Source organism: Rahnella sp. PAMC25617 (genome assembly GCF_050606005.1).
Taxonomy (GTDB): domain Bacteria; phylum Pseudomonadota; class Gammaproteobacteria; order Enterobacterales; family Enterobacteriaceae; genus Rahnella; species Rahnella variigena.
The window spans coordinates 186,929-210,572 of sequence record NZ_JBOCUM010000019.1 but is presented as its reverse complement, the minus strand read 5'-3'; the positions used below and the strand labels follow the sequence as shown (position 1 = coordinate 210,572).

At 54.0% G+C, this 23,644-nt stretch carries 19 protein-coding genes; 8 read left to right on the top strand and 11 right to left on the bottom strand.

The features are described 5' to 3' along the window. Positions 1 to 3 precede the first annotated feature (3 nt). Both ACM615_RS22325 and ACM615_RS22320 read right to left on the bottom strand, forming a co-directional pair. Positions 4 to 1,188, bottom strand: a complete 1,185-nt coding sequence (locus tag ACM615_RS22325) for an amidohydrolase (protein ID WP_095923781.1) — start codon at positions 1,186 to 1,188, stop codon at positions 4 to 6. Positions 1,189 to 1,203: 15 nt separating this feature from the next. Then, positions 1,204 to 2,394, bottom strand: coding sequence for an MFS transporter (locus ACM615_RS22320; protein WP_431012556.1), 1,191 nt, complete (start codon positions 2,392 to 2,394; stop codon positions 1,204 to 1,206). Between the two features lie 193 nt (positions 2,395 to 2,587). Between ACM615_RS22320 and ACM615_RS22315 the strand changes: the two genes are divergently transcribed. Continuing rightward, positions 2,588 to 3,499, top strand: a complete 912-nt coding sequence (locus tag ACM615_RS22315) for a LysR substrate-binding domain-containing protein (RefSeq protein WP_129637642.1) — start codon at positions 2,588 to 2,590, stop codon at positions 3,497 to 3,499. Position 3,500: 1 nt separating this feature from the next. On the opposite strand, the gene ACM615_RS22310 is transcribed toward ACM615_RS22315, so the two are convergent. Beyond that, complete coding sequence (locus tag ACM615_RS22310; protein ID WP_112288612.1) at positions 3,501 to 3,908, bottom strand: OsmC family protein; 408 nt, start codon at positions 3,906 to 3,908, stop codon at positions 3,501 to 3,503. A 362-nt stretch (positions 3,909 to 4,270) separates the two neighbouring features. On the opposite strand from ACM615_RS22310, the gene crp reads away from it, so the two are divergent. Next, on the top strand, positions 4,271 to 4,903 hold the full coding sequence (gene crp, locus ACM615_RS22305) for a cAMP-activated global transcriptional regulator CRP (protein WP_013573634.1): 633 nt from the start codon (positions 4,271 to 4,273) through the stop codon (positions 4,901 to 4,903). 61 nt (positions 4,904 to 4,964) lie between these two features. Continuing rightward, positions 4,965 to 7,040 carry a YccS/YhfK family putative transporter gene (locus ACM615_RS22300; protein WP_129637643.1) on the top strand — a complete coding sequence of 692 codons (2,076 nt, stop codon included), beginning with the start codon at positions 4,965 to 4,967 and terminating at the stop codon, positions 7,038 to 7,040. Positions 7,041 to 7,742: 702 nt separating this feature from the next. Here the strand turns inward: ACM615_RS22300 and argD are convergent. From argD to ACM615_RS22260, 8 genes are all read right to left on the bottom strand, one after another. Then, a complete protein-coding gene (gene argD, locus ACM615_RS22295; RefSeq protein WP_120162589.1) occupies positions 7,743 to 8,960 on the bottom strand; it encodes a bifunctional acetylornithine/succinyldiaminopimelate transaminase in 1,218 nt (405 codons plus the stop codon). Between the two features lie 134 nt (positions 8,961 to 9,094). After that, positions 9,095 to 9,670, bottom strand: a complete 576-nt coding sequence (locus tag ACM615_RS22290) for an aminodeoxychorismate synthase component II (protein ID WP_129637645.1) — start codon at positions 9,668 to 9,670, stop codon at positions 9,095 to 9,097. A 90-nt stretch (positions 9,671 to 9,760) separates the two neighbouring features. Next, on the bottom strand, positions 9,761 to 10,363 hold the full coding sequence (locus tag ACM615_RS22285; protein WP_431012555.1) for a putative adenosine monophosphate-protein transferase Fic: 603 nt from the start codon (positions 10,361 to 10,363) through the stop codon (positions 9,761 to 9,763). Next, entirely contained in the window at positions 10,353 to 10,523 is a 171-nt protein-coding gene (locus ACM615_RS22280) for a YhfG family protein (protein WP_112288617.1), read from the bottom strand. The genes ACM615_RS22285 and ACM615_RS22280 overlap by 11 nt, the downstream gene beginning before the upstream one ends. A gap of 96 nt (positions 10,524 to 10,619) precedes the next feature. Continuing rightward, entirely contained in the window at positions 10,620 to 11,825 is a 1,206-nt protein-coding gene (locus ACM615_RS22275; protein WP_129637647.1) for an aldose 1-epimerase family protein, read from the bottom strand. A gap of 244 nt (positions 11,826 to 12,069) precedes the next feature. After that, positions 12,070 to 13,593, bottom strand: coding sequence for a helicase HerA-like domain-containing protein (locus ACM615_RS22270; RefSeq protein WP_129637648.1), 1,524 nt, complete (start codon positions 13,591 to 13,593; stop codon positions 12,070 to 12,072). A gap of 154 nt (positions 13,594 to 13,747) precedes the next feature. Then, positions 13,748 to 14,314, bottom strand: coding sequence for a peptidylprolyl isomerase A (gene ppiA / locus ACM615_RS22265; protein ID WP_112288623.1), 567 nt, complete (start codon positions 14,312 to 14,314; stop codon positions 13,748 to 13,750). 144 nt (positions 14,315 to 14,458) lie between these two features. After that, the gene (locus tag ACM615_RS22260) at positions 14,459 to 15,742 is read right to left on the bottom strand and encodes a cytosine deaminase (RefSeq protein WP_113877175.1); all 1,284 of its coding nucleotides are present in this window, start codon (positions 15,740 to 15,742) and stop codon (positions 14,459 to 14,461) included. A gap of 222 nt (positions 15,743 to 15,964) precedes the next feature. Between ACM615_RS22260 and nirB the strand changes: the two genes are divergently transcribed. The 5 genes from nirB to ACM615_RS22235 all read left to right on the top strand — a co-directional run bounded on the left by nirB (position 15,965) and on the right by ACM615_RS22235 (position 23,621). Next, a complete protein-coding gene (gene nirB / locus ACM615_RS22255; protein WP_431012554.1) occupies positions 15,965 to 18,520 on the top strand; it encodes a nitrite reductase large subunit NirB in 2,556 nt (851 codons plus the stop codon). Next, positions 18,517 to 18,867 (top strand): nitrite reductase small subunit NirD, encoded by a 351-nt coding sequence (gene nirD / locus ACM615_RS22250; protein ID WP_431012553.1) that lies wholly within the window; start codon positions 18,517 to 18,519, stop codon positions 18,865 to 18,867. The genes nirB and nirD overlap by 4 nt, the downstream gene beginning before the upstream one ends. A 104-nt stretch (positions 18,868 to 18,971) precedes the next feature. After that, entirely contained in the window at positions 18,972 to 20,354 is a 1,383-nt protein-coding gene (gene cysG, locus ACM615_RS22245; RefSeq protein WP_431012552.1) for a siroheme synthase CysG, read from the top strand. A 239-nt stretch (positions 20,355 to 20,593) separates the two neighbouring features. After that, entirely contained in the window at positions 20,594 to 21,754 is a 1,161-nt protein-coding gene (locus tag ACM615_RS22240; protein WP_129637652.1) for a collagen-like triple helix repeat-containing protein, read from the top strand. Positions 21,755 to 21,893: 139 nt separating this feature from the next. Further along, the gene (locus ACM615_RS22235) at positions 21,894 to 23,621 is read left to right on the top strand and encodes a ShlB/FhaC/HecB family hemolysin secretion/activation protein (RefSeq protein ID WP_431012551.1); all 1,728 of its coding nucleotides are present in this window, start codon (positions 21,894 to 21,896) and stop codon (positions 23,619 to 23,621) included. Positions 23,622 to 23,644 lie beyond the last annotated feature (23 nt).

Genomic DNA, 23,644 nt, shown 5'->3' with positions numbered 1-23,644 from the left:
GACTCAGGCGTCGTTCATCAGCAACTGACGGATAAACCCGACATGCAGCGCGACGCCAGTCTGTAACGCCTCTTCATCGAGACGAAAACGCGGATTATGTACGCCGTAAGTCGCGCCAATTTTTTCATTCCCGCTGCCAATAAACAGAAAACACCCCGGCACTTTTTGCTGGTAGGAAGAGAAATCCTCTCCGCCAAACAGCGGCTGAGTAACTTCGCGCAGCGCCTGCGGTCCCAGCGTTTTTTCAATCACCTGACGCGCTATCGCACAGGCCTCAGGATGGTTGTCACCGTTCACATAGCCGCGTGTCCAGCGCAGTTCGTATGTCGCGCCATGCGCCGCCGTGATCCCCGAAATGATCTGCTCCATCACCTGCGGCACCTGTTCGCGCACGTTGCTGTGATGCGTCCGCAGCGTTCCGGCGAGCTTCACCCGCTCCGGGATCACGTTATAACTTTCGCCCGTCTGGAAGGTTGCGATAGTCAGCACCGGCACCTGAAGCGGATCAATACGGCGCGCCACAACGTTTTGCAATGCGGTGACGACTTCCGCGCCGATCACCACCGGATCGATACACAAATGCGGCATAGAACCGTGGCCGCCTTTGCCGGTAATGGTGATGTCGAAGTTATCTGTGGACGCGCAGAACACGCCCTCTTTCAGCCCCACTTCACCGGTCGGAGAATTAGGCATCACGTGCAGGCCGAAGATTTTCTCAACGCCATCCAGCACGCCTAAATCCACCAGTTCCTGTGCCCCGCCCGGTGGCACTTCTTCAGCATGCTGGAAGATAAACCGCACAGAACCATGCAACTCAGACTGACATTGGGTCAGCACTTTTGCCGCACCCAGCAACATTGCGGTGTGAGCATCATGACCACAGGCGTGCATCACGCCGGGGACCGTTGAGCAGAAAGGTTCATCGTTCTCTTCCTGAATCGGCAGGGCATCGATATCCGCCCGCAGCGCATACACCGGCCCCGGATGCGCCCCTTTCAGATCGGCAATCACGCTGTTGGGCGTCAGATGTGTCAGGGTCAGACCGCCGAAACTTTCCAGTTGCTGAGTAATGTACGCCGCCGTTTTATGCTCCTGAAAAGAGAGTTCAGGATGGGCATGAATATGTCTGCGCCAGCGCAGGACGTCCGCTTTGACTTCAGCCAGCATTGCTTCGAAATTAAAAGTCATCACTCTTCTCCTCAGTTAAGCCACATCGCGCATTGGCGCACGAGGTTTTATTGCCAGCGGCAGGATAGCCAGACCGGCCACCACCATCGCCAGCGCCAGAAATACAAACGTAGAAAGGTAACCGTGGCTGGCGGTGATGAGATATCCCATCGCAATCGGCGCCACAAATCCGCCGAGAGTCCCGCCGGTATTAATGATCCCCATCGCCGCGCCCATGACGTCAGAAGGCAGGCGTTTCATCGGCAGCGTAAAGACAGTCACAAAGGACGCCATCAGGAAAACGTAGCCGAGGAACAGGAACAACCCGGCCGTTATGGCTGATGCCGACGTAAAGACCAGCCAGATGCACAACGCACTGAGCAGTGCACAGCAGAAAATCACTTTCGGCTCTTTGCCCTGCATATAGCGTCCGACCAGCCAGCCGGTTGCCAGTGAAGAAATCCAGATACCCAGCCCGCCGGTCGCGACCACCATGCCTGACACGTCGAGTGACATACCGCGCTGCTGGACCAGATATTTCGGCAACCACGCCATCAGGCCGTAAGACGGAATGTTGATGCAGAAAATTGAGACAAACAGCAGCAGGACAATCGGGTTTTTCAGTAAGTCCCGATAACCGGTTTTCGCGCCGGTACGGGCTTGCGCTTCCGGCGGATTGGGCACAAAAATCACAATCGCTATGGCGATGGCAAAAGCCAGCAATCCGAGAATGGAGAACGATCCGCGCCAGCCAAGATGATCCAGGCTGTAAACCGCAATCAGCGGTCCGGCAGTCATCGCCAGTCCGGCGGAAGACAGCAAAATCGACTGCGCAAAGGTTCGCTTCTCAACTGCGAAATTAGACACTACCGCTTTGGCGCAGGACGCAGGATAGCCGGAATGGCCGACGCCGGAGAGAAACCGGAACGTGACCAGCAATCCCAGGCTGAGGCCCAGCGTTCCGAAACACAGCGCGAAGCCGCCCAGCAAGAACAGCGACATGCCGAGCACTTTTTTGTAGCCGAACCGGTCATTCAGCCAGCCCGCAGGGATCTGAAACAGCGAATAGGCCAGGAAGAAAATGCCGGTGATATACCCCAGCTGTTCAGGTTGCAGATTAAATTCGCGCTCGATGGGCAGCAGCGCAAAGCCCATCACTGTTTTATCGATATACACCACGGCATAACCGACAAATAGCAGGAAGATCATCAGGGAACGACTTTTCATAGCGGATATCCCTTTTTGTTATCACCACGTCAGATTTTCTCACTGCCGGATGAATCGTAAAATGCGACATGCATCACGTAATCAACTGAATAACAACATATTATTTTTCGCGATCCTGACGCTATCAGCTTTACAGCGTGACCATAAGATGCAATTTTTGGGCGGGTGATGCTTTTTACTGATAGGGATCGTGATGCGCTATTTGCCGAAATTGCAGCAACTGAAGGTTTTCCAGCAGGTTATCCGCAGCGGCAGTATTCGCGGCGCGGCGCGGGCGTTGAATCAGTCACAACCGGCGGTCAGCAGAACATTGCGTGAACTGGAACAAACGCTCGATACGCAGCTGATCGTGCGTGGCAATCAGGGGATGACGCTGACCGAAACGGGGCGGGCATTTGCACAGCGTATGCAATTTATCCTCGAAGAGCTTGAGCGCGCCGCCGATGAAATTCGCCAGATCGAACAATATTCGCAGGGCTCCGTCGCCATTGGATTTTCATCGCTGCTGGCGCTGACGGTTTTTCCCGGACTGGCAGGAGAATTTAAGACGCAGTTTCCGCAGTCCAAACTGCTGATCAAAGAGGGGCAACTTTCCACGTTATTACCTGCACTGCGCGAAGGGAAACTGGATTTCGCAGTCGGTACCGCCGGGCCGGGATTTCCGCTGGAAGATCTGGTACGTGAGCCACTGTTCAGCGCACCTTTCTGCGTTATCGCCCGGCGTGGACATCCGCTGGCAGGCTCCACAACTCTGGAGGAATTACAGGATGCGCGCTGGCTGTTGCCCGAAACGGATATGGGGTATTACCAGCAAATCAGGGTATCGATGGGAGGATTTCATCAGCCGGCAGCGGAAATGCCGGTGCATACAGATTCGGTGGTGTGCGGGCTAAATATGGTGTTGCAGTCTGATTATCTGACCATTGTGGCGCGGGCGATGAAAGCGCCGTTCGGATTGCAGGACAGGCTGAGTGTGCTCAATATCGATACCCTGCCGCAGGCGGAATATTGCGTGCTTTACTCGCAAAAATCGCCGCTGACGTTTGCCGCGCGGCGATTTTTGGATTTATTGCGCAGCCAGTGCCACGCGTATGACTGGTCGTAACTTATTCGACGCTGATCACTTCAAAGCTGTGCGTGATGGTCGCCGCTTTGCCGAGCATCAGGGACACAGAGCAGTACTTTTCCGCAGACAGGCTAACGGCACGTTCGACAATCTTATCGGTGAGATCTTTACCGGTGACGATAAAATGCAGATTGATGTGCGTGAACAGGCGCGGCGCTTCTTCGCGGCGTTGTGAGGTCAGCTTGACTTCACAATCACGCACGTCATTACGGCCTTTTTGCAAAATAGACACCACATCAATCGCGCTGCAACCGCCTGCGGACATCAGCAGCATTTCCATCGGGCTGGGTGCTTTATCGCCCGCATTACCATCCATAGAAATCTGGTGGCCTGACGCTGACTCGCCTAAAAACGTCAGCCCTTCTACCCATTTTACGCGTGCGTGCATGAACTATTCTCCCGGTGAATAAACTCGTCGAATTCCGCTCCCAGAGTACCCTTCCACCTAAAATCTGGCAACGTAACCCGATCGCCATCATGCTGAAGCGAGACAACAGAAGACAGCATTGCAAACCTGTGCTACAAACAAAGCCGAAACATACTTTCCAGTGAATTGCGGTGACGGTTTTCGCGGTTTAAGAACAGAACCCACGGTGATAACGGCAATAATCAGGCTGTTTCACTCCGACACCCGCTTGCAGCATTTCTGGGGAGTTATATGCTGAAAGGGCGCTTTTTTTATGAAGTGCCGTACAGGGAACTCTGAGCCCTGTGATTTTGGGCAGCGATAACAACAGAGGATAATAGCAAATGGTTCTCGGCAAGCCACAAACAGACCCGACTCTTGAATGGTTCCTGTCTCACTGTCATATACATAAGTATCCTTCTAAAAGTACGCTGATTCACCAGGGTGAAAAAGCCGAAACGCTTTACTACATCGTGAAAGGGTCAGTTGCTGTCCTTATCAAGGATGAAGAAGGCAAAGAAATGATACTGTCCTACCTTAACCAAGGTGACTTCATCGGCGAGCTGGGACTCTTCGAAGAAGGTCAGGAACGTAGTGCGTGGGTTCGTGCAAAAACTGCCTGTGAAGTGGCTGAAATTTCTTATAAAAAATTCCGCCAGCTGATTCAGGTTAACCCGGATATTCTGATGCGTCTTTCCGCGCAGATGGCAAACCGTCTGCAAGTGACGTCAGAGAAAGTCGGCAACCTGGCCTTCCTCGACGTAACAGGGCGTATCGCTCAAACTCTCCTTAATCTGGCTAAACAGCCTGATGCGATGACCCATCCGGACGGGATGCAAATCAAGATCACCCGTCAGGAAATCGGCCAAATCGTCGGTTGTTCACGTGAAACAGTCGGACGTATTCTCAAAATGCTTGAAGATCAAAGTCTGATCTCGGCACACGGTAAAACGATTGTCGTTTACGGCACACGTTAATCCCTTAAAAATCGGCGCGGCAGAATACTGTCGCGCCTTTTTTATGGGCTAAGCTTTATCCATGACGCTATGGCGAAGACTGTTTTACCATCCGGAAGTTAACTACGCGCTGCGCCAGACGCTGGTGTTGTGCCTGCCCGTTGGTATCTGCTGGTTGTTCGGCAATCTGCAAATGGGGCTGCTGTTCTCTCTTTGTCCTGCCTGCTGCAACGTCGCGGGCCTCGATACTCCGCACAAACGCTTTTTCAAACGCCTGATAATTGGCGGAACGCTGTTTGCCGTGAGCAGCATTCTGCTGCAAGTGATGCTGGAAAGCTGGCACATCCCCCTGCCGCTCATCATGTTGTCGCTGGCATTACTGCTTGGCGTGACCGGCGAAATCAGCCCGTTGCATGCGCGGCTGTTGCCCGGCGCGCTGGTGGCGACCATCTTCACACTGAGTATGGTCGGCGTACGCCCTATATGGCAGGCGCCGGTGCTTTTCGCCGCCGGTACGGCCTGGTACGGATTATTTAACTGGGCGTGGTTTCGCATATCGGAAGAACAGCCGATGCGCGAAACGCTCAGCCAGCTCTATCTGCAACTCGCGGATTACTTCGAAGCTAAATACAGCCTGCTGACGCAACACACCGATCCTGAAACCGCGTTACCCCCGTTGCTGACGCGACAGCAGCAGGTCATCGACCTGATTGCCCTGCTCTATCAGCAACTGCACATGCTGCCGCAACACGGCCATCATCATCACCATAAAAGACTGTTTCAGCGTTTTCAGGTCGCGCTTGATTTGCAGGAGCACATCACGGTGAGCCTGCATCAGCCGGAAGAAGTGCAGAAGCTGGTGGAAGAAAGCCACGCCGAAGCGGTTATCCGCCGTAATGCGCAGGTGATTTCCGCCCGTCTGCGGGTCATCGCCGACGACATTCTTTATCACCGTTTATCCGCGCGGTTTACGATGGCCAACGAGCTGGCCGCGCTGGAAAAAATTGCCGCGCGCAATCCTGAGAACCCGGTCGGCCAGTTTTGCTACTACCACTTCAGCCGCATTGCGCGCCTGCTGCGGACACAGCGCCCGTTGTACAAACGTGACCTGATGAACACTCAGCCGCGTTTACCCTTCTGGCCTGCGCTGAAAAGCTATCTTTCCTTCAAATCTGTCGCCCTGCGCAATGCCGCCCGTCTGGGGATCATTCTGGCGATTGGCAGTAGCCTGGGCCTGTTCTTTAATCTGCCCAAGCCTTACTGGATTTTGCTGACCATCATGCTGGTGAGTCAGAACGGTTATAACGCCACGCGCGTGCGTATCCAGCACCGTGCGCTGGGCACGCTGGCCGGATTGCTGATTGCCGCCGGATTGCTGAAGCTGGAATTACCCGAAGGCATCACGCTGATGTGTATGCTGATCGTCACGCTGGTGTCGTATACGGTGCTGCGTAAAAACTACGGGCTGGCGATGGTCGGCATGACCGTGACGGCGGTATATACCCTGCAACTGCTGGCGATGAACGGCGTGCATTTTCTGGTACCGCGACTGGTGGATACGCTGATCGGCTGCGCGCTGGCGTTCGGCGGCACCATCTGGCTGTGGCCGCAATGGCAGAGCGGATTACTGCGTCAGAACGCGCACCAGGCGCTGGAAACCTATCAGGATGCTATCCGCTTACTGCTTGAAGAAAACCCGGATACATCGAAGCTTGCCTACACCCGTATGCAGGTCAATCAGGCGCACAACAAGCTTTTCACGTCACTGAATCAGGCCATGCAGGAGCCCGGCTTTAACTCGCATTATCTGGCGGATATGCGCTTGTGGGTGACGCACAGCCAGTTCATTGTCGAGCACATCAACGCGATGACCATCCTCGCCCGCGAGCATTACATGCTACCGGAGAAACTGGCGACGGAGTATTTACAGACCTGTGAAATTGCGTTGCAGAGTTGTCAGCAGCGACTGCTTTATGACGGACCGGGCAATGAGAACACGCTGATCAATGCACCGGAACTGCATCCTGATATGCCACTGACCGAGATGGAACGCCATCTGCGGCGTGTGATTTCACATCTCAGCGTGATGCATACTATTTCGTCACTGGCGTGGAAGCAGAGACCACATCATGGGATCTGGTTGACGCGGAAGGCGTGAACGTGAAGGGGATTGCCCCTTTTAAATCCCCTTTTTACTGGCTTACAGCCAGACTGCTTTTTAAAGCTAATCGGAGAATATTTCGGTTTCTTAAGTACGGATGCCGTGTACTGGCGGCTTGAAGCAGACCGGAGAATATTTCGGTTTCTCAAGTACGGGGATCACTTAACGCGCTGCGCCGAAACCGCCCAAAGGAGGAAAGTGCTTTTCCTCCTTTGGATTCCTCCTCGCTTTTTCAACACGCGCTCCGCTTGCTGGCTATGTTTCAGCAACTGCGGTGACAGGCTGGAAATCTTACCGCTGCGCGGTTCCCTCTCTCGGTCCTGAAGCCCTGGGTCTTCAGGCCGCTCCGTTCGGCAAGATTTCTGATTCGCCCGCGAGATCTTAAATTCAACAGCAGACTGTTTTTATCTTTTAGATAAGTTGACTGGCGTGCTCAAAAATGGCACCGAATGAACGGTTCGAGACCAGAGGCTCGAAGCCTGAAATTCGGGAATCGCGTAGCGATGACATTTTGCGCCACTCACTAATACACCAGAACATGTCCGTCATGCCTGCGGCAGCGCGCAGTAAAAAAGCGAGGGGAGTGCAGAGGGGAAAAGCCTTTCCCCTCTGCTCGGTTTCGGCGCACAAGGCCTTGTGATAACCGTACTTGAAAAACCGAAATTTACTCAGTCAGTTGCAAAGATAGGGCCGTGGGGCTCACCCCCCACAAACTTTCCCCACTGCTTTCTCAAATCTTTCCATCCCTTCGCTGATATCAGCGAAATCAATCACCAGTGAGGGCGCAAACCGCATGACGTTCGGTCCGGCGACCAGCATCATCAGGCCGAATTCGGCGGCGGCGGCATGGAATTCGCCTGCACGATTTTTAAACGCGTCGGAAAGCTCAGCGCCGATCAACAAACCCTGACCGCGGAACTCGCTGAAGATGTGATATTTCTGATTAATGGCCTCCAGCGCGCTGATAAATTTCTCGCGACGCTCGTTGATACCGGCCAGCACGTCTGGCGTATTGATGATATCCAGTGCGGCTTCAGCGACGGCGCAGGCCAGCGGGTTACCGCCGTAAGTGGTGCCGTGTTTGCCCGGTTCCATCACCGAGGCCACTTCTTCGGTTGCCAGCATGGCGGAAACCGGGAAGCCGCCGCCCAGCGCTTTGGCGGTGGTCAGGATATCCGGCGTCACGCCGTAATGCATATAGCTGAACAACTTACCGCTGCGCCCCATGCCGCTTTGTACTTCGTCCAGCACCAGCAGCGCATTATGTTTATCGCAAAGCTCGCGCAGCCCTTGCAGGAACTCTTTAGTAGCCGGTGTGACTCCGCCTTCACCCTGAACGGGTTCGACAACGATCGCACAGGTGTGATCGTCGATGACCGCTTTTACCGCGTCCAGATCGTTAAACGGCACGTGGACAATGTCGGCCGGTTTCGGGCCGAAGCCGTCGGAATATTTTGGCTGACCGCCGACAGAAACGGTAAACAATGTGCGGCCATGGAAAGCGTTATGGAAAGCAATGATCTTACTTTTGTACGGGCTGTGGCGATGGGAAGCGTAATAACGCGCCAGTTTAAAAGCAGCTTCATTGGCTTCAGCGCCGGAGTTGGCAAAAAATACGCGGTCTGCAAAGGTCGCGTCGATCAGCTTCTGAGCCAGGCGCAGTGCAGGTTCGTTGGTAAACACGTTGCTGACATGCCACAGGGTTTCGCCCTGTTCGTGTAACGCTTTTACCAGTGCCGGATGGCAATGCCCGAGCGCCGTCACCGCGATACCACCGGCGAAATCAACGTATTCGGTGCCCTGCTGATCCCAGACACGACTGCCTTTACCTTTAACAGGAATAAATTTCGCAGGTGAATAAACCGGCAAAATCACTTTGTCGAACGTACCCCGATCTACCGCTGATTTTTCTGCCATAACCCTTCGCCCTTACTGATAGTGATGTGAAAATATAATCATAAAATATGCATAAAAAATCACACACAGGCAAACAGAAATCGCACCTGATGGGTAAGTAATTTTTGCAGCGATGTTAATGAGGAATTAAACGGTTAGATTTTAAGGAAATTATCCAGAAGCTGATGCCCCTGCTCGCTCAGAATGCTTTCCGGGTGAAACTGCACCCCGTGCAGCGGCAAGGTTTTGTGCATGATGCCCATGATTTCGTCGCGCTCGCCGTCGCGCTCTGTCCAGGCGGTGACGTCAAAACAGTCCGGCAGCGTATCGGGCGCAACCACCAGCGAATGGTAGCGGGTGACAGTCAGCGGATTATTCAGCCCGGTAAATACGCTCTGACCGGTATGTCGCACCGGCGATGTTTTACCGTGGATAGCCTGACGCGCCCGCACGATTTTCGCGCCGAACGCCTGCGCCATAGCCTGATGCCCGAGGCATACGCCAAGGATCGGCAAACGGGTGGAGAAATGCGCGATGGCTTGCAGGGAAATACCCGCCTGATCCGGTGTGCAAGGGCCGGGAGAAATCACCAGATGCGACGGAGCAAGTTGCTCTATATCGGTCAGCGTCAGCTGATCGTTACGCAGCACTTTCACCTCAGCGCCCAGCTCGCAAAAATATTGATAAAGGTTGTAGGTGAAGGAGTCGTAGTTGTCGATCAGCAGCAGCATAGCGTTCCCGGTAAAAGTCGAAAATTTACCGGGCAATTCTACGCATTTTTCAGCACAGGCTTCAGTATTTTGTCGCTCTGATCTTGCGCATCAATGTTCGTCATCGATTTCACTGATCACTTCACTGAAGATGGCGACCAGATCGGTTTCATCACCAAACACCGCCGTTTTATTGGCGGACAGCCAGCGTTCACGGCTGATGCTGGACCAGTCGATGTCATACCCGGCGTGGATAACCAGCTGCTCGACAAAAATCCTCAGCACCCGCCCGTTGCCCTCGCGAAAAGGATGCAACAAATTCAGGCCGGTATAATAGTGAGCCAGCCGCTCGGCAAGCTTATCAAGCGGTAAACTGACCAGAAACTCCTCTTCCTCAAGCTCCTGCATCAGGGCGTTGCCTTCATTTTCGATATAGCCGAAATGGCAGAACTGGGTATCGTCCTTGTAGATGTCGATCTCACGAAACTCCCCTGCCCATGGATAAATATCCTGAAACAGCGACAGGTGAATGGCGCACAGATGTGGCAAGCCCATAACCGCCGGGCCGAGTGGCATAGCCGCCGCCCGTAACGCCGTAAAGGCCAGTTCAGCCTGTTGCAGCCGGTGAGCTTCACGGATATCGAGAGAGTTTTTCAGGACATTGATGCCGGGATAATAATAAGGATCCGCACCGTCCACGAGTTTATCGTTCATAGTGCCCCCTCAGTTCGGCCAGACGTTGTGCAATTTTCTCGTTATCCAGAGACACGACTTCCACCTCCAGGCCATCCAGCGCGCTGCTGGCCTGAAAATTCTGCCGCTGACGTTCGCGAAAGAGTTTTTCCTGCTGTCTGAGTGTCAGTTTCTTCGCCATATTTCCTCCCTGGTTACCGCCATTCGGGCGCATACCTTGTGGGATTAAGTATAGACAGAGAAAAAAGGGCGCCAGCGTTAGCGCCCTAAACTCGGATTATTCAACAGCGATCGGCGTCTCGTTCACGTCCGTTTTATGCGTGTCCTGCAGCGTTTTCACCCGTTCCTCAAGCTGCTTCACTGCCTGCGCATCGGGCAGAAGTGAATATTTCAGCTCAAACACCGTGCTCTGGCCAGGCTGCAACTGTTTTACGCGCCCTTGTTTACGCTCGATGGTCACCGGATACGCATAGTTGGTGCCCGGTTCGATGCCTGTCACGTAACCTTGTTTCAGGGTGTCGGTGTTTTTCCACAGCGTCAGTAACGGCAACTGATGGGTATCAAATTCAATGGATGCCCCTTTGTTCCCCGCTTTGTTCACCACACCGGCAATGGTTTTGCCCTGCGCATCTGCCAGCGGCACCATATTAAAGACCATCTCATCAAATCCTTTGGTCGGTCCGGCGTAAGTCTGCCAGTCAGCTAACCCTTTTTTGGCGTAATCATTGAACGGTGAAATTGATTTCAGAGGCGCGATGAAACGGGCGCCCGCTTCGAGGATCGGCTGACCGAAGTTACTGTGATAAATAATCTGGTAGTCGTGCGGATAATCCGACAAGTTTGTCAGGGTGTCGTGGATAGACCAGGAATGGCTGCCGGGCACGTAACGCAGCTCGGTCCAGGTTTCCAGCCTGGCTTTCTTAAAGGTGTCTTCTTTCAGCAAGCCTCGTACGGTGATTTCATACGGGGCTTTGTCGGCAATCTCAACCTCCACTTTCGAGGCTGGCGTATTGCCCGCCCGTCCGTGCAACGTATAAATCATGCCGTCAGCGGTCACCGGATGTCCGGTCCATTCAAAGCCGCAGCGCACCATCATTTCATTGAAACCTTCCAGCCAGCCCACACCGTTACGGCTTTCAAGGTTGATATACGCCGGATTGACCACTTCCTGCACCGGTGAATCCCAGCCTAAGCGGATGTTATCGCCGGTGACGTGCAGCAAATCCATCCCCCGCGTCGGGCTGAGCGCAATTGTCAGCCCCTTGCTGGTAATGGTGATGACTTTTGACCCTTCCTGTTTACCCCCGTGCAACACTTTCTGTTCGATGCTGAAATCCGGACCTGCGATATTCAGCTTTTTACTGTCTGTCTTCCAGTTTCCCAGTTCAGTACCGGCTTCAGCATCCGTCAGCACAATGGTTTGTGCCGCAGCTTGCCACGAAAAAAGCCCCATGACGATCCCGGTAACGAGTAATTTTTTCACAATAACTCCTTTTTGCTGAATTGATTTAGCCCAAAAGCAATTCAGCCTACAAACCCGGGCAGGCTAAAAACGTGACAGCCTTCAAGTTGAGCGGTTTTAATACTGAACCGCAGGCAGTAACGTGCCGGACTCCGCAAAAAGCCATGCGTTAAGGAAAAAATTGCAGATGAAAATGAGAACTCAGACAGGACCAAACGCACAAAAGCTGATCCGTTTCAGCTTTTGTGCGTAAGCAGAACAGTGATTACTTTTTCCTTCCGCCCATAATCGAGCCGAGAACGCCACGCAGGATCTGACGCCCTAAATCGCGCGCCATGCTTTTGGCTGCGACCTGCACCACGCCGTCGCGTTTACCGCCACGCGGACCGGTGCTGCCAAACAGGATTTCATTCAGGCCGCCCAGCAGCCCGCCGCCGGAAGACGTTGGTTCCGCCGGTTTCTGCGTGCCCGTTTGTTGCGGCGCAGCGACGGTGCCAAAGCCTTGCGCAGTGATTTTCTCGTAAGCGGATTCGCGGTCAATGCTGTCTTCATAGCGGCCATACAGCGGAGACTGATTAATCGCTTTGTTGCGCTCATCGTCGCCCAACATGCCCATTTTGGATTCCGGGGCGATCACCATCGCACGCTGCACCACCTCCGGACGTCCCTTTTCATCGAGGAATGACACCAGCGCTTCGCCAACGCCCAGCTCGGTAATGGCCGTTTCAGCATCGAAAGCTGGATTCGCCCGCAGAGTTTGCGCTGCCGCTTTCACTGCTTTTTGATCACGCGGCGTGAAAGCGCGCAGGGCGTGCTGCACGCGGTTGCCCAGCTGCCCGAGCACGCTGTCGGGAATATCCAGCGGATTCTGCGTGACAAAATAAATCCCCACGCCTTTGGAGCGGATCAGGCGCACCACCTGCTCGATTTTAGTCAGCAAAGCCTGCGGCGCATCGTTAAACAATAAATGCGCTTCATCGAAGAAGAACACCAGTTTCGGCTGTTCCGGGTCACCGACTTCCGGCAGCTGCTCAAACAGTTCTGCCAGCAGCCACAACAGGAAAACAGAATAGAGCTTCGGCTGGTTGATGAGCTTATCAGCGGCCAGTAAATTAATAATGCCGTGGCCGTTTTTATCGGTTTTCATCAGGTCGTTGATATCCAGCATCGGCTCACCGAAGAACTGGTTGGCACCCTGACCTTCCAGCGTCAGCAGACCGCGCTGGATGGCACCAATGGAGGCAGAGGAAATATTGCCGTACTGCGTCTGGAATTGTTTCGCGTTATCACCGGTAAACTGCACCATGGCACGCAAATCTTTCATGTCGAGCAACAACAGGCCATTGTCGTCGGCAATCTTAAACACCAGTTGTAATACGCCGCTTTGCACCTCATTGAGATCAAGTAACCGCGCCAGCAGCAACGGCCCCAGATCAGAAATCGTCGCACGGATAGGATGGCCTTTTTCTCCGAAAATATCCCACGGAATAATGCTGCACGCTTGCGGTTGCCAGTCCGTCACACCGATATTATTTAGCCGCGCGGTGAGTTTTTCCGACAGCACGCCTTCTGCGCCAATACCGGATAAATCCCCTTTCACATCCGCCAGGAATACCGGAATGCCGATGCGGGAAAACTGCTCGGCCATTCTCTGCAACGTGACCGTTTTGCCGGTACCGGTCGCGCCGGTAATCAGTCCGTGGCGGTTGGCCAGCGCGGGGAGGATCACCAGATCCTGCACCGGTTTACCTTCATTCATGGCTTTTGCAATCAGACGGGCTTCACTCATTTCATTTTCCTTGAAAGTGGACGCAGGGCGTTCCTTAAAACCTATTAGTCAGCGGGATGGGCGTCAAGAAAGGGGCGTCAAATGGGCAAGAAAAAGCCCCCGGCTGGCGGAGGCTTGATCTTGTACTGCAGAAAGGAACGGAAAGGCTGAGAAATTAAGGCAGCACTTTCGCAGACAAAATCACAATCGGCGTGGTCGGCACGTTCTGGTAAGGCCCGACGTTGTCCGTTTTCACCTGTGACATTTTATCTACCACGTCCATGCCTTTGATGACTTTACCGAATACGGCATAGCCGAAATCACGCTGACCGTGATCCAGGAAGGCGTTATCCGCTACGTTGATGAAGAACTGGCTGGTTGCGCTGTCTTTGTCAGCAGTACGCGCCATCGCGACAGTACCACGCAGGTTACGCAGACCGTTGTCGGCTTCGTTCTTGATCGGCTCTTTCGTCGCTTTCTGCTGCATATCAGCAGTAAAACCGCCGCCCTGAACCATAAAGCCCGGGATCACGCGGTGGAAAATGGTGTTGTTGTAATATCCGCTCTGGGCGTAATCAACGAAATTCTTCACAGAAACCGGTGCTTTAGCACTGTCGAGTTCCAGTTCGATATTCCCTGCTGAAGTGGTCAGCATGACGTGGGTTTGACCAGCAGCAAAAGCCGGCGTTATTGCAGTCAGGGAGAGCAGCGCAGTTAAGGCCACCAAAGTACGTTTAAACATGACAATTCCTTTCTTGAAAGTACAAACAACAGATCCCAATGATTCTAAAGAGCCTTTACGCTCAGCGCCAGACCTTTACGGTTATTTACGCTTCATAGCAACTTTTTCAGATATTTCAAATTGTTACTATCGTTTTCTCAACGGTTAGCTGTTGAAATTAACGGGATAATCTTTATCGAGATGGATCGTCGTTTTCGCAGGCTGAGTTTCGGCTATCACCGAACCCTGTCGGATGGAATAGCGCACAGGGACTTGTCTGCGTAGCGCATCAAATCCGCTTTCTGCTGGCAGGATCACCAGACTTGCGGCGTTGCCACTTTCCAGGCCATAACCGTCCAGATTCATGGTGCGCGCACTGTAAGTCGTAATCAGCTTCAGCCCGTCATCAATTTGCTGATAACCCATCAGCTGGCAAACATGCAGCCCCATATGCAGCACCTGCAACATACTGGCAGTGCCCAGCGGATACCACGGGTCAAACACATCGTCATGACCAAAACAGACGTTTATACCGGCATCCAGCATCTCTTTGACACGCGTAATGCCGCGGCGTTTCGGATAGGTATCAAACCGTCCCTGCAGATGAATATTCACCAGCGGATTAGCGACAAAGTTAATCCCCGACATCTTCAGCAGGCGGAACAAGCGCGAGGTGTAAGCGCCGTTGTAGGAATGCATCGCCGTCGTGTGGCTGGCGGTGACGCGTGCGCCCATGTTTTCCCGCAGCGCGAGTGCCGCGACGGTTTCGACAAAACGCGATTGTTCATCGTCAATTTCATCGCAATGCACATCGATAAGCGCATGATATTTTTTCGCCAGCGCGAAAGTTTTGTGCAGAGATTCCACGCCGTATTCGCGGGTGAATTCAAAATGCGGGATAGCGCCGACCACGTCCGCACCTAGCTTCAGCGCCTCTTCCAGCAAAGCTTCGCCGTTCGGGTAAGACATAATGCCTTCCTGCGGGAACGCCACAATTTGCAGTGTCACCCACGGGGCAACTTCGGCTTTCACTTCGAGCATGGCTTTCAGCGCGGTGAGCGTCGGGTCGGAAACATCAACATGTGTACGCACATGCTGAATGCCGTTGGCGATTTGCCATTTCAGTGTCTGCCACGCGCGCTGTTTGACGTCCTCATGCGACAACAACGCCTTGCGTTCCGCCCAGCGTTCAATGCCTTCAAATAATGTACCGGACTGATTCCACGCTGGCTGACCGGCGGTCTGCGTAGTATCGAGATGAATATGCGGCTCGATAAAAGGAGGTATTGCCAGCCCGCCTTCCGCGTCCAGGATATGTTCGCCGTAATCGGCATTATCCAGCTGCGAAGTGATATGGCGAATAACACCGTCATCGATATCTATCTGCCACAACCCTTCCCGGTCCGGCAGGCGTACATTTTTAATAGTACGCAAAGGAGTTTTGGTCACGCGTTACCTCATCGTTTTAGAAAGACTTCATCATCAGTGATGTTATAGCCAATCTTAGAACAATAGCCTGAAAGTGTTTATAAATCGAAAGGTTACATAAAAACCCAATGAAATCAGTCAAATACCCCCTAAGGAGTATATTGGGAGCGGCTTGATTTGCATCAATACCCCCTGTTACGCGCGCGTTATGTTTAGCCTCAGAAAATCAAAATTGAGGCAATTATGAGCAAAGTCAGACTCGCGATTATTGGCAACGGCATGGTCGGCCATCGCTTTATCGAAGACTTACTGGATAAAGCAGAACCGGGTCAGTTCGACATCACGGTACTATGTGAAGAGCCGCGCGTGGCCTATGACCGCGTCCATCTTTCCTCCTATTTTTCACATCATACCGCCGAAGAACTGTCACTGGTTCGTGAAGGGTTTTACGAAAAGCACAACGTGAATGTGCTGATTGGCGAACGCGCCATTACCCTCAACCGCCAGGAGAAAGTTATTCATTCCAGCAGCGGCCGGACGGTGTATTACGACAAACTGATTATCGCGACGGGTTCCTACCCGTGGGTTCCGCCGATCACCGGCTCTGACGGTCAGGATTGCTTTGTTTACCGCACCATTGAAGATTTACACGCGATTGAATCCTGCGCCCGTCGCAGCAAACGCGGTGCTGTGGTTGGCGGTGGTTTGCTTGGCCTCGAAGCCGCCGGCGCGTTGAAAAACCTCGGCGTTGAAACGCATGTTATTGAATTTGCACCCGGTCTGATGGCCGAACAGCTCGATGTCATGGGCGGCAGCCAGCTGCGCCAGAAAATCGAAAGCATGGGTGTGCAGGTTCATACCGCCAAAAACACCAAACAGATTGTTCAGGGCGGCACGTCTGCCCGTAAGACGATGGAATTCGCCGACGGCACTTTCCTCGAAGTCGATTTCATCGTGTTCTCTACCGGTATCCGCCCGCAGGATAAACTGGCGCGCCAGTGTGATTTAGACATCGCTCCGCGCGGCGGCATCGTGATTAACGATCAGTGCCAGACCAGCGATCCGGACGTGTACGCTATCGGCGAATGTGCGTCGTGGAATCAGCGAACCTTCGGTCTGGTGGCGCCGGGCTATAAAATGGCGCAGGTCACCGCCGACCATTTACTCGGTCGCGATAACGCCTTCACCGGCGCAGACATGAGCGCCAAACTGAAACTGTTAGGCGTAGATGTGGCCGGTATCGGCGATGCGCACGCACGCACACCGGGCGCGCGCAGCTACGTTTACCTCGATGAAAGCAAGGCGCTCTATAAACGTCTGGTGGTCAGCGAAGACAATAAAACACTGCTCGGCGCGGTGCTGGTGGGCGATACCAGCGATTACGGCAATCTGCTGCAACTGGTGCTGAACAGCATTCCGTTGCCGGAAAACCCGGACGCGCTGATCTTACCTGCTCACGCAGGCAGCGGCGGCGGCGCGGTTATTGGTACCGATGCCTTGCCGGAAAGCGCGCAAATTTGCTCCTGCTTTGACGTCACTAAAGGGGACATCATCAAAGCCGTTCAGGGCGGTTGTCATACCGTGGCGGCACTGAAATCAGCAACCAAAGCCGGTACCGGCTGCGGCGGCTGTATTCCGCTGGTGACGCAGGTGCTGAATGCTGAACTGAGCAAGCAGGGCATCGAAGTTAACCATCATCTGTGCGAGCACTTCGCCTATTCACGTCAGGAGCTATACCACCTGATCCGCGTGGAAGGCATCCGTTCGTTCGATGATTTGCTGAATAAATACGGCAAAGGCTACGGCTGCGAAGTCTGTAAACCGACCGTCGGCTCGCTGCTGGCGTCGTGCTGGAACGATTACGTGCTCAAGCCACAGCACACGCCGTTACAGGACACCAATGATGTGTTCCTCGCCAACATGCAAAAAGACGGCACCTATTCCGTGATCCCGCGCTCGCCGGGCGGTGAAATTACCCCGCAGGGATTGCAGGCGATTGGTGAAATCGCAGCTGAATATAATCTTTACACCAAGATCACCGGCTCGCAGCGCATCGGCATGTTCGGCGCGCAGAAAGATGATTTACCGGCCATCTGGCAGAAACTGATTAATGCAGGATTCGAAACCGGTCAGGCCTACGCCAAAGCGTTGCGTATGGCGAAAACCTGCGTCGGCAGCACCTGGTGCCGTTACGGCGTGGGCGACAGCCTCGGTTTCGGCATCAGCCTGGAAAACCGCTACAAAGGCATCCGTACGCCGCACAAAATGAAGTTCGGCGTGTCCGGCTGTACCCGCGAATGTTCTGAAGCGCAGGGCAAGGATGTCGGTATTATCGCGACGGAAAATGGCTGGAACCTGTACGTCTGCGGTAACGGCGGCATGAAACCTCGTCATGGCGATTTACTGGCCGCCGATCTGGATAACGATACCCTGTTGCGTTACCTCGACCGCTTCATGATGTTCTACATCCGCACCGCCGATAAGTTGCAACGTACGTCAGTCTGGATGGACAACCTCGAAGGCGGTATCGACTACCTGCGTAAAGTCATCATCGATAACAAACTGGGGCTTAACGATCAGCTGGAAGCCGAACTGGCGCGCCTGCGGGGATCCGCGGTTTGCGAGTGGCAGGAAACACTGAATGACCCGGCGGCGCAAACCCGCTTTACCCACTTTATCAACAGCAGCCAGCGCGATCCGAATGTGCAGTTCGTCGGTGAACGTCAGCAGCATCGTCCGGCGCGTCCGGACGAGCGTATTCCGGTGACACAAATCGCTGACGGGGAGGAAGTATTATGAGCCAGTGGTTAACGCTTTGTTCTGTCGATCAGATCCTGCCAGGTTGCGGCGTTTGCGCACTGGCGGACGGTCAGCAAATCGCGCTGTTCCGTCCGTATGCCGACGAGCAGATTTTTGCGCTGTCGAATATCGACCCGTTCGCGCAGGCCAGCGTGCTGTCACGCGGGATTATCGCCGAACATCAGGGCGAACTCTGGGTCGCCAGTCCGCTGAAAAAACAACATTTTCGCCTGACAGACGGCCTTTGTATGGAAGATGAAGCGCATTCAATTTCCGCCTACGACGTGCGTATCCGCGACGGCAATGTTGAACTGAATACCGCCAGTCTTCAGGCGCAAACCAGCTAAACTCCGCGCTTTCCACGCCGCCTCCGGGCGGCGTTGTTCATATTTAAAAGAATGTCGTTAAAAGAACGCCGTATCAAAACGCGCCATCTCAGAGAAGATTATCTATGGATTACCTGCCCCTTTTTTGTCAGTTAAAAAACAGAGCCTGTTTGCTGGTCGGTGCCGGTGACGTGGCTGAACGTAAAGCGCGCCTGCTGCTGGATGCCGGTGCAAAACTGACGGTTAACGCCCTCACCTTCACGTCGCAGTTTCAGATCTGGGCTGAGGAAGGCAAAGTCCGGCTGCTGAAAGGCGAATTTTCCCCGTTGCTGGTCGATGAAAAATGGCTGGTGATCGCGGCCACCGATTCAGACTTAGTGAATCAGGAAGTCAGCGAGGCCGCTGAACATCGCCGCGTATTCTGTAATGTGGTCGATGCCCCTGAAAGCGCCAGCGTAATCATGCCGTCGATCATCGACCGTTCACCGCTGATGATCGCGGTGTCTTCCGGCGGCAATGCCCCGGTGCTGGCGCGTTTGCTGCGTGAACGCCTGGAATCCATTTTGCCGCAACATCTGGGCAAACTGGCACAGGTGGCGGGCGGATTGCGGGCTCGCGTGAAAGCACACTTTACCGATGCCTCTGAGCGCCGCCGCTGGTGGGAAAAGCTGTTCAATAATCATCGTCTGGCGCAGTCGCTGGCGAATAATGACGAGGCACAAAGCGGGCAATATCTCGAAGAACTGTTCAGCGAACCGGTCGATAAACACGGCGAAGTCATTCTGGTCGGTGCCGGGCCGGGCGATGCCGGATTGCTGACACTGAAAGGTTTGCAGCAGATGCAACTGGCCGATGTGGTGGTTTACGACCGGCTGGTTTCCGACGGCGTGATGAATCTGATACGTCGTGACGCCGAGCGAATTTTTGTCGGCAAACGCGCAGGGCATCATTGTGTGCCGCAGGAACGTATCAACGAAATCCTGCTGGAACAGGCGCAAATGGGCAAACGCGTTGTCCGGCTAAAAGGCGGCGATCCCTTTATCTTTGGCCGTGGCGGCGAAGAACTGGAAGCACTGAAAGCCGCGGGTATCGCTTTTTCCGTGGTACCGGGTATCACGGCGGCATCCGGGTGCTCTGCCTATAGCGGCATTCCGCTGACCCATCGCGATCACGCGCAAAGCGTGCGGCTCATCACCGGTCATGCAAAGCAGGATGGCGTTTTAGACTGGGCCTGTCTGGCGCAGGGTCAGCAAACGCTGGTGTTTTATATGGGGCTGACCCAGGCCTCTGAGATCCAGCGCCGTCTGCTGGAAAACGGGTTGCCAGCAGAAACGCCTGTGGCACTGGTCGAAAACGGCACCAGCCAGACGCAGCGCGTGGTCACCGGCATTCTCACTGAGCTCGGTAAACTGGCGACACAGGTACAGAGCCCGAGTTTGATTATTGTAGGTACCGTAGTGAGTTTGCGTCAGAAACTGAACTGGTTTGCCAGCGAAACCCGTCTGTAACGCCCTTCTGCTCAAAAAATCTCCATTTATTTTATTAATCAATTCAGAGAAGTGAATTCAGATTCACTTCTCGCCCTCCACTTATAAGATAAATCTTATAACAGAATATAATTCGTGTTATTTCACCCTTCACGATCGCAATTCAAAATAATCACCCCACTCAAATGGAATATTCAGAATCTTCACCTTAAACTTTAATTACGCCAACTGTGGCGTAATCTCCCGTGGAGGGTCAAATCATGCGCCATACCATTCATGTTGGTCATGTTAACAAGGTTGCCCTGGCAATCTTAGTCGCCCTGTCACTGGCTGCCTGTAGCGGCAGTGGCGGCGGCGGTTCTTCTCATACGGCAAAAACATCCACGACCGGATCGGCAACAACCGGCGATGGAACAACTTCAGGCAGTGACGGAACCACTACCGCAGGAACCGGCACCAGTACAGGGACAGGGACCACCACTACAGGTGATGGCACCACTACTGCGGGGAATGGAAGCGGAACGGGTACCGGAACAGGCACAGGAACGGGGACTGGCACCGGAACAGGGACCGGAACAACGCCATCAACAACCCTCGCGACGGGCACCATCCTGAGCAGTGCGGGCGGTGCTGTGAGCGGTGTAGGGACGCAAGTCAGCAGCATCGCAACTCAGACGCCAGTCAGTAATATTCCTGTCGCCGGTACCGGCGTCGTGACCATCATCGACAGCACCGGTAAAGCCGTAACTGCCGTCGGCAGCGGCGTGCAAAACGGTGTCGGACAACTCGGCACCAATCCGAATGCAATAGGCACCACTGTCGCCGGTGTACCTGTTGCCGTGGCTGATTTAGGCACCGGCGTTTCCGGACTGGGTACTTCTCTGGCAGCAAACACCACCGGAACACCTGCCAGTGGCGTGACATCAGCCGCAGGCGGGCTGGTAGATAATGTCGGGAAAGTGGTCACCACCACGGGCAACGGATTAGCCGCGAATGTGCAGACCGGCTCACTTTCCAATGTAACCACTGCCGCCACCGGCATCGTCACCCCCGTTGTCGCCAAGGTTCAGGGCACTACCCAGACCGTGGGCGGCGCCACCGGACTGGGCGCACCGGTTAACGGCTTGCTGAATCAGGTCGGCACCACCGTGAGTGGCGCAGGTACACAACTTTCCACCAGCACGCCAGCACTGGCCGGTCTGGGGACAACGGTGACGGATACCGGACAGGCCGTTTCTAAAACCGGCACGATCCTGGTTCCGGCGAGCAGCACCACCACGACAACGGCCAGTAATTCCGGCAGCATCTCAGCCGGAGCAGGAGCATCGGCTTCACAATCAGGAGGATTACTTGCTGGCGTGGGCACCACCGTCGGCGGCCTCACAGGAGGACTGGGTCTGAAAGTCAAAACAACCCCATAAGTCTGATGTGGTAAATCTTTAGCTGTAAATCTGTCGTTGTTATCTTCAGCTGTAAAAAAGCCCGCTCTCCGGTTTTCTGCGCAGAGCGGGCTTGATTCACCGGGTTCCAACATTTGCCTGTGCGTTCAAAGGAATATTTATGAGAATAAAATCCTGCATGGTGGCTTTATTGGGTTCTGCCATTGGTTACAGTTCGGCAGATATGTTTCCCACTTTGATCGACCCGAATAACCCGGCCAAACTGGCTGAGCCCATTTCCCAGCCTCCGGCCAAAACGCAAAAAATCGCCTTACCTTCACACTCCTTACCGGCAAAAGATTCCGCCCCCAAGCTGACACCTCAGACACTGATTGAGATAAAACACATTCAGTTTATCGGCGGCACTCAATACCCGCTGGATTCTCTGGTTGCGCCCTTCGCGTCCTTTGTGGGCAAAAAGGTGCCGCTGTCGGCATTACTGTCCGCCACTGATTCCATCACGCAACGCTATCACCGCGACGGTTTTATTCTCTCTTACGCCTATATTCCGGCCGATAACTTTAAAAACGGCACCCTCAACGTCGGGCTGGTTGAAGGATATATTTCCGGAACCCAAATCCACAGCGACAATCAGCAGGTTGGCCGCTGGCTGAGCAAATTATCGCAGCACATCATGGCGGAGAAACCGCTGACGCAGGACACCTTCGAGCGCTACACGATTCTGATGCAACGCACACCGGACACTAAAGTCAGCGCGACGGCCAATAATCCGAACAACATTTACGGTGCTACCACGCTGAATGTAGATGCGGTGCGGCAGCGAAACTGGAATATCGCCACCGCCGTGGATACCCGCAAAGGTGACAGTTCTGCGGTGGTGAACGCCACGCTGAGCGGCCTGAGCACCTACGGCGAACAACTGGGTATTGCGACACTCATCCCGCTGGAAAGTGATACCCGCAAAACCTATGCCGGTCTGAACTATCAGCAATATCTCGGTGATGATGGATTGCTGATGCAGCTTAAAGGCAGCTATTACCAGCAGAAAGACAAGGATTACAACACCATCCTGTTCCTGCCTAACGGCATCACTGTGGATTCACAGGATAAGCAAACGCAATACAACGGTGGCGTGGTATTCAGTTACCCGTTACAACTGACGCGGAAAAAACAGTGGACAGTCAGCGGCGGTCTGGATTATCTCGACAAGAAATATGAGTACGATTTACTGGCAAGGCTCGGCAATCAAAAACTGCAATTACCGCAGGTAAGCCAGCGGATACGCTATCCGGCAGCCGAGCTTTCCCTGACCGGATATCGTGAATACGATCAGGCTTACTGGAACACGACGTTTAACGTTCGTCAGGGAATTGACGGACTCGGCGCAACCAATTCGACACCCAACGCCGATCTGACCTTTACCCGCTGGAAATTTAACGGTGACTCGGCGTATCTGTTTGATAAAAAGTGGCGGCTCAGCGCGTCGGTTGAAGGTGACTGGTCGGACAATGATTTGCCGGAGCCTGAGCGGGTGAATTTTGGTGCCCTGCATTACGGGCGTGGCTATCCGGACAGCGATGCGCAGGGGGATTATGGCGTCGGCGGACAGGTGGAAATGCGCTATATCCATAGCCTGGAACAGGGAGTGTGGCTGAAAACCATTCAGCCTTACGCCGTGGTGGATGCGGCGCATACGGGTTTCAATCAGCAGGGGTTACCGAAGCAAAATCTGTCGTCTTACGCCATCGGTGTGATGTTTGGCGATAACCGTCATTACACGTTATCCGTGGAAGCCGCCCGCCCGATTGGCGACACGCCGCTCGACAGCACATCCCGCGACTGGCGTTATAACGCGACATTTACCTATAACTTCAGTTCCGGTTCATGATGCGCTGAAAATAAAAAACCACG

Bases quoted from the DNA above. Each gene is read 5' to 3' on its own strand.
- nirD (WP_431012553.1), top strand. From the start codon at position 18,517: ATGAGCCAGTGGTTAACGCTTTGTTCTGTCGATCAGATCCTGCCAGGT.
- ACM615_RS22290 (WP_129637645.1), bottom strand. From the start codon at position 9,670: ATGCTGCTGCTGATCGACAACTACGACTCCTTCACCTACAACCTTTAT.
- ACM615_RS22300 (WP_129637643.1), top strand. From the start codon at position 4,965: ATGACGCTATGGCGAAGACTGTTTTACCATCCGGAAGTTAACTACGCG.
- ACM615_RS22240 (WP_129637652.1), top strand. From the start codon at position 20,594: ATGCGCCATACCATTCATGTTGGTCATGTTAACAAGGTTGCCCTGGCA.
- ACM615_RS22320 (WP_431012556.1), bottom strand. From the start codon at position 2,394: ATGAAAAGTCGTTCCCTGATGATCTTCCTGCTATTTGTCGGTTATGCC.
- ACM615_RS22285 (WP_431012555.1), bottom strand. From the start codon at position 10,363: ATGAACGATAAACTCGTGGACGGTGCGGATCCTTATTATTATCCCGGC.
- ACM615_RS22325 (WP_095923781.1), bottom strand. From the start codon at position 1,188: ATGACTTTTAATTTCGAAGCAATGCTGGCTGAAGTCAAAGCGGACGTC.
- argD (WP_120162589.1), bottom strand. From the start codon at position 8,960: ATGGCAGAAAAATCAGCGGTAGATCGGGGTACGTTCGACAAAGTGATT.
- ACM615_RS22235 (WP_431012551.1), top strand. From the start codon at position 21,894: ATGAGAATAAAATCCTGCATGGTGGCTTTATTGGGTTCTGCCATTGGT.
- cysG (WP_431012552.1), top strand. From the start codon at position 18,972: ATGGATTACCTGCCCCTTTTTTGTCAGTTAAAAAACAGAGCCTGTTTG.
- ppiA (WP_112288623.1), bottom strand. From the start codon at position 14,314: ATGTTTAAACGTACTTTGGTGGCCTTAACTGCGCTGCTCTCCCTGACT.
- ACM615_RS22270 (WP_129637648.1), bottom strand. From the start codon at position 13,593: ATGAGTGAAGCCCGTCTGATTGCAAAAGCCATGAATGAAGGTAAACCG.
- ACM615_RS22310 (WP_112288612.1), bottom strand. From the start codon at position 3,908: ATGCACGCACGCGTAAAATGGGTAGAAGGGCTGACGTTTTTAGGCGAG.
- ACM615_RS22280 (WP_112288617.1), bottom strand. From the start codon at position 10,523: ATGGCGAAGAAACTGACACTCAGACAGCAGGAAAAACTCTTTCGCGAA.
- crp (WP_013573634.1), top strand. From the start codon at position 4,271: ATGGTTCTCGGCAAGCCACAAACAGACCCGACTCTTGAATGGTTCCTG.
- nirB (WP_431012554.1), top strand. From the start codon at position 15,965: ATGAGCAAAGTCAGACTCGCGATTATTGGCAACGGCATGGTCGGCCAT.
- ACM615_RS22315 (WP_129637642.1), top strand. From the start codon at position 2,588: ATGCGCTATTTGCCGAAATTGCAGCAACTGAAGGTTTTCCAGCAGGTT.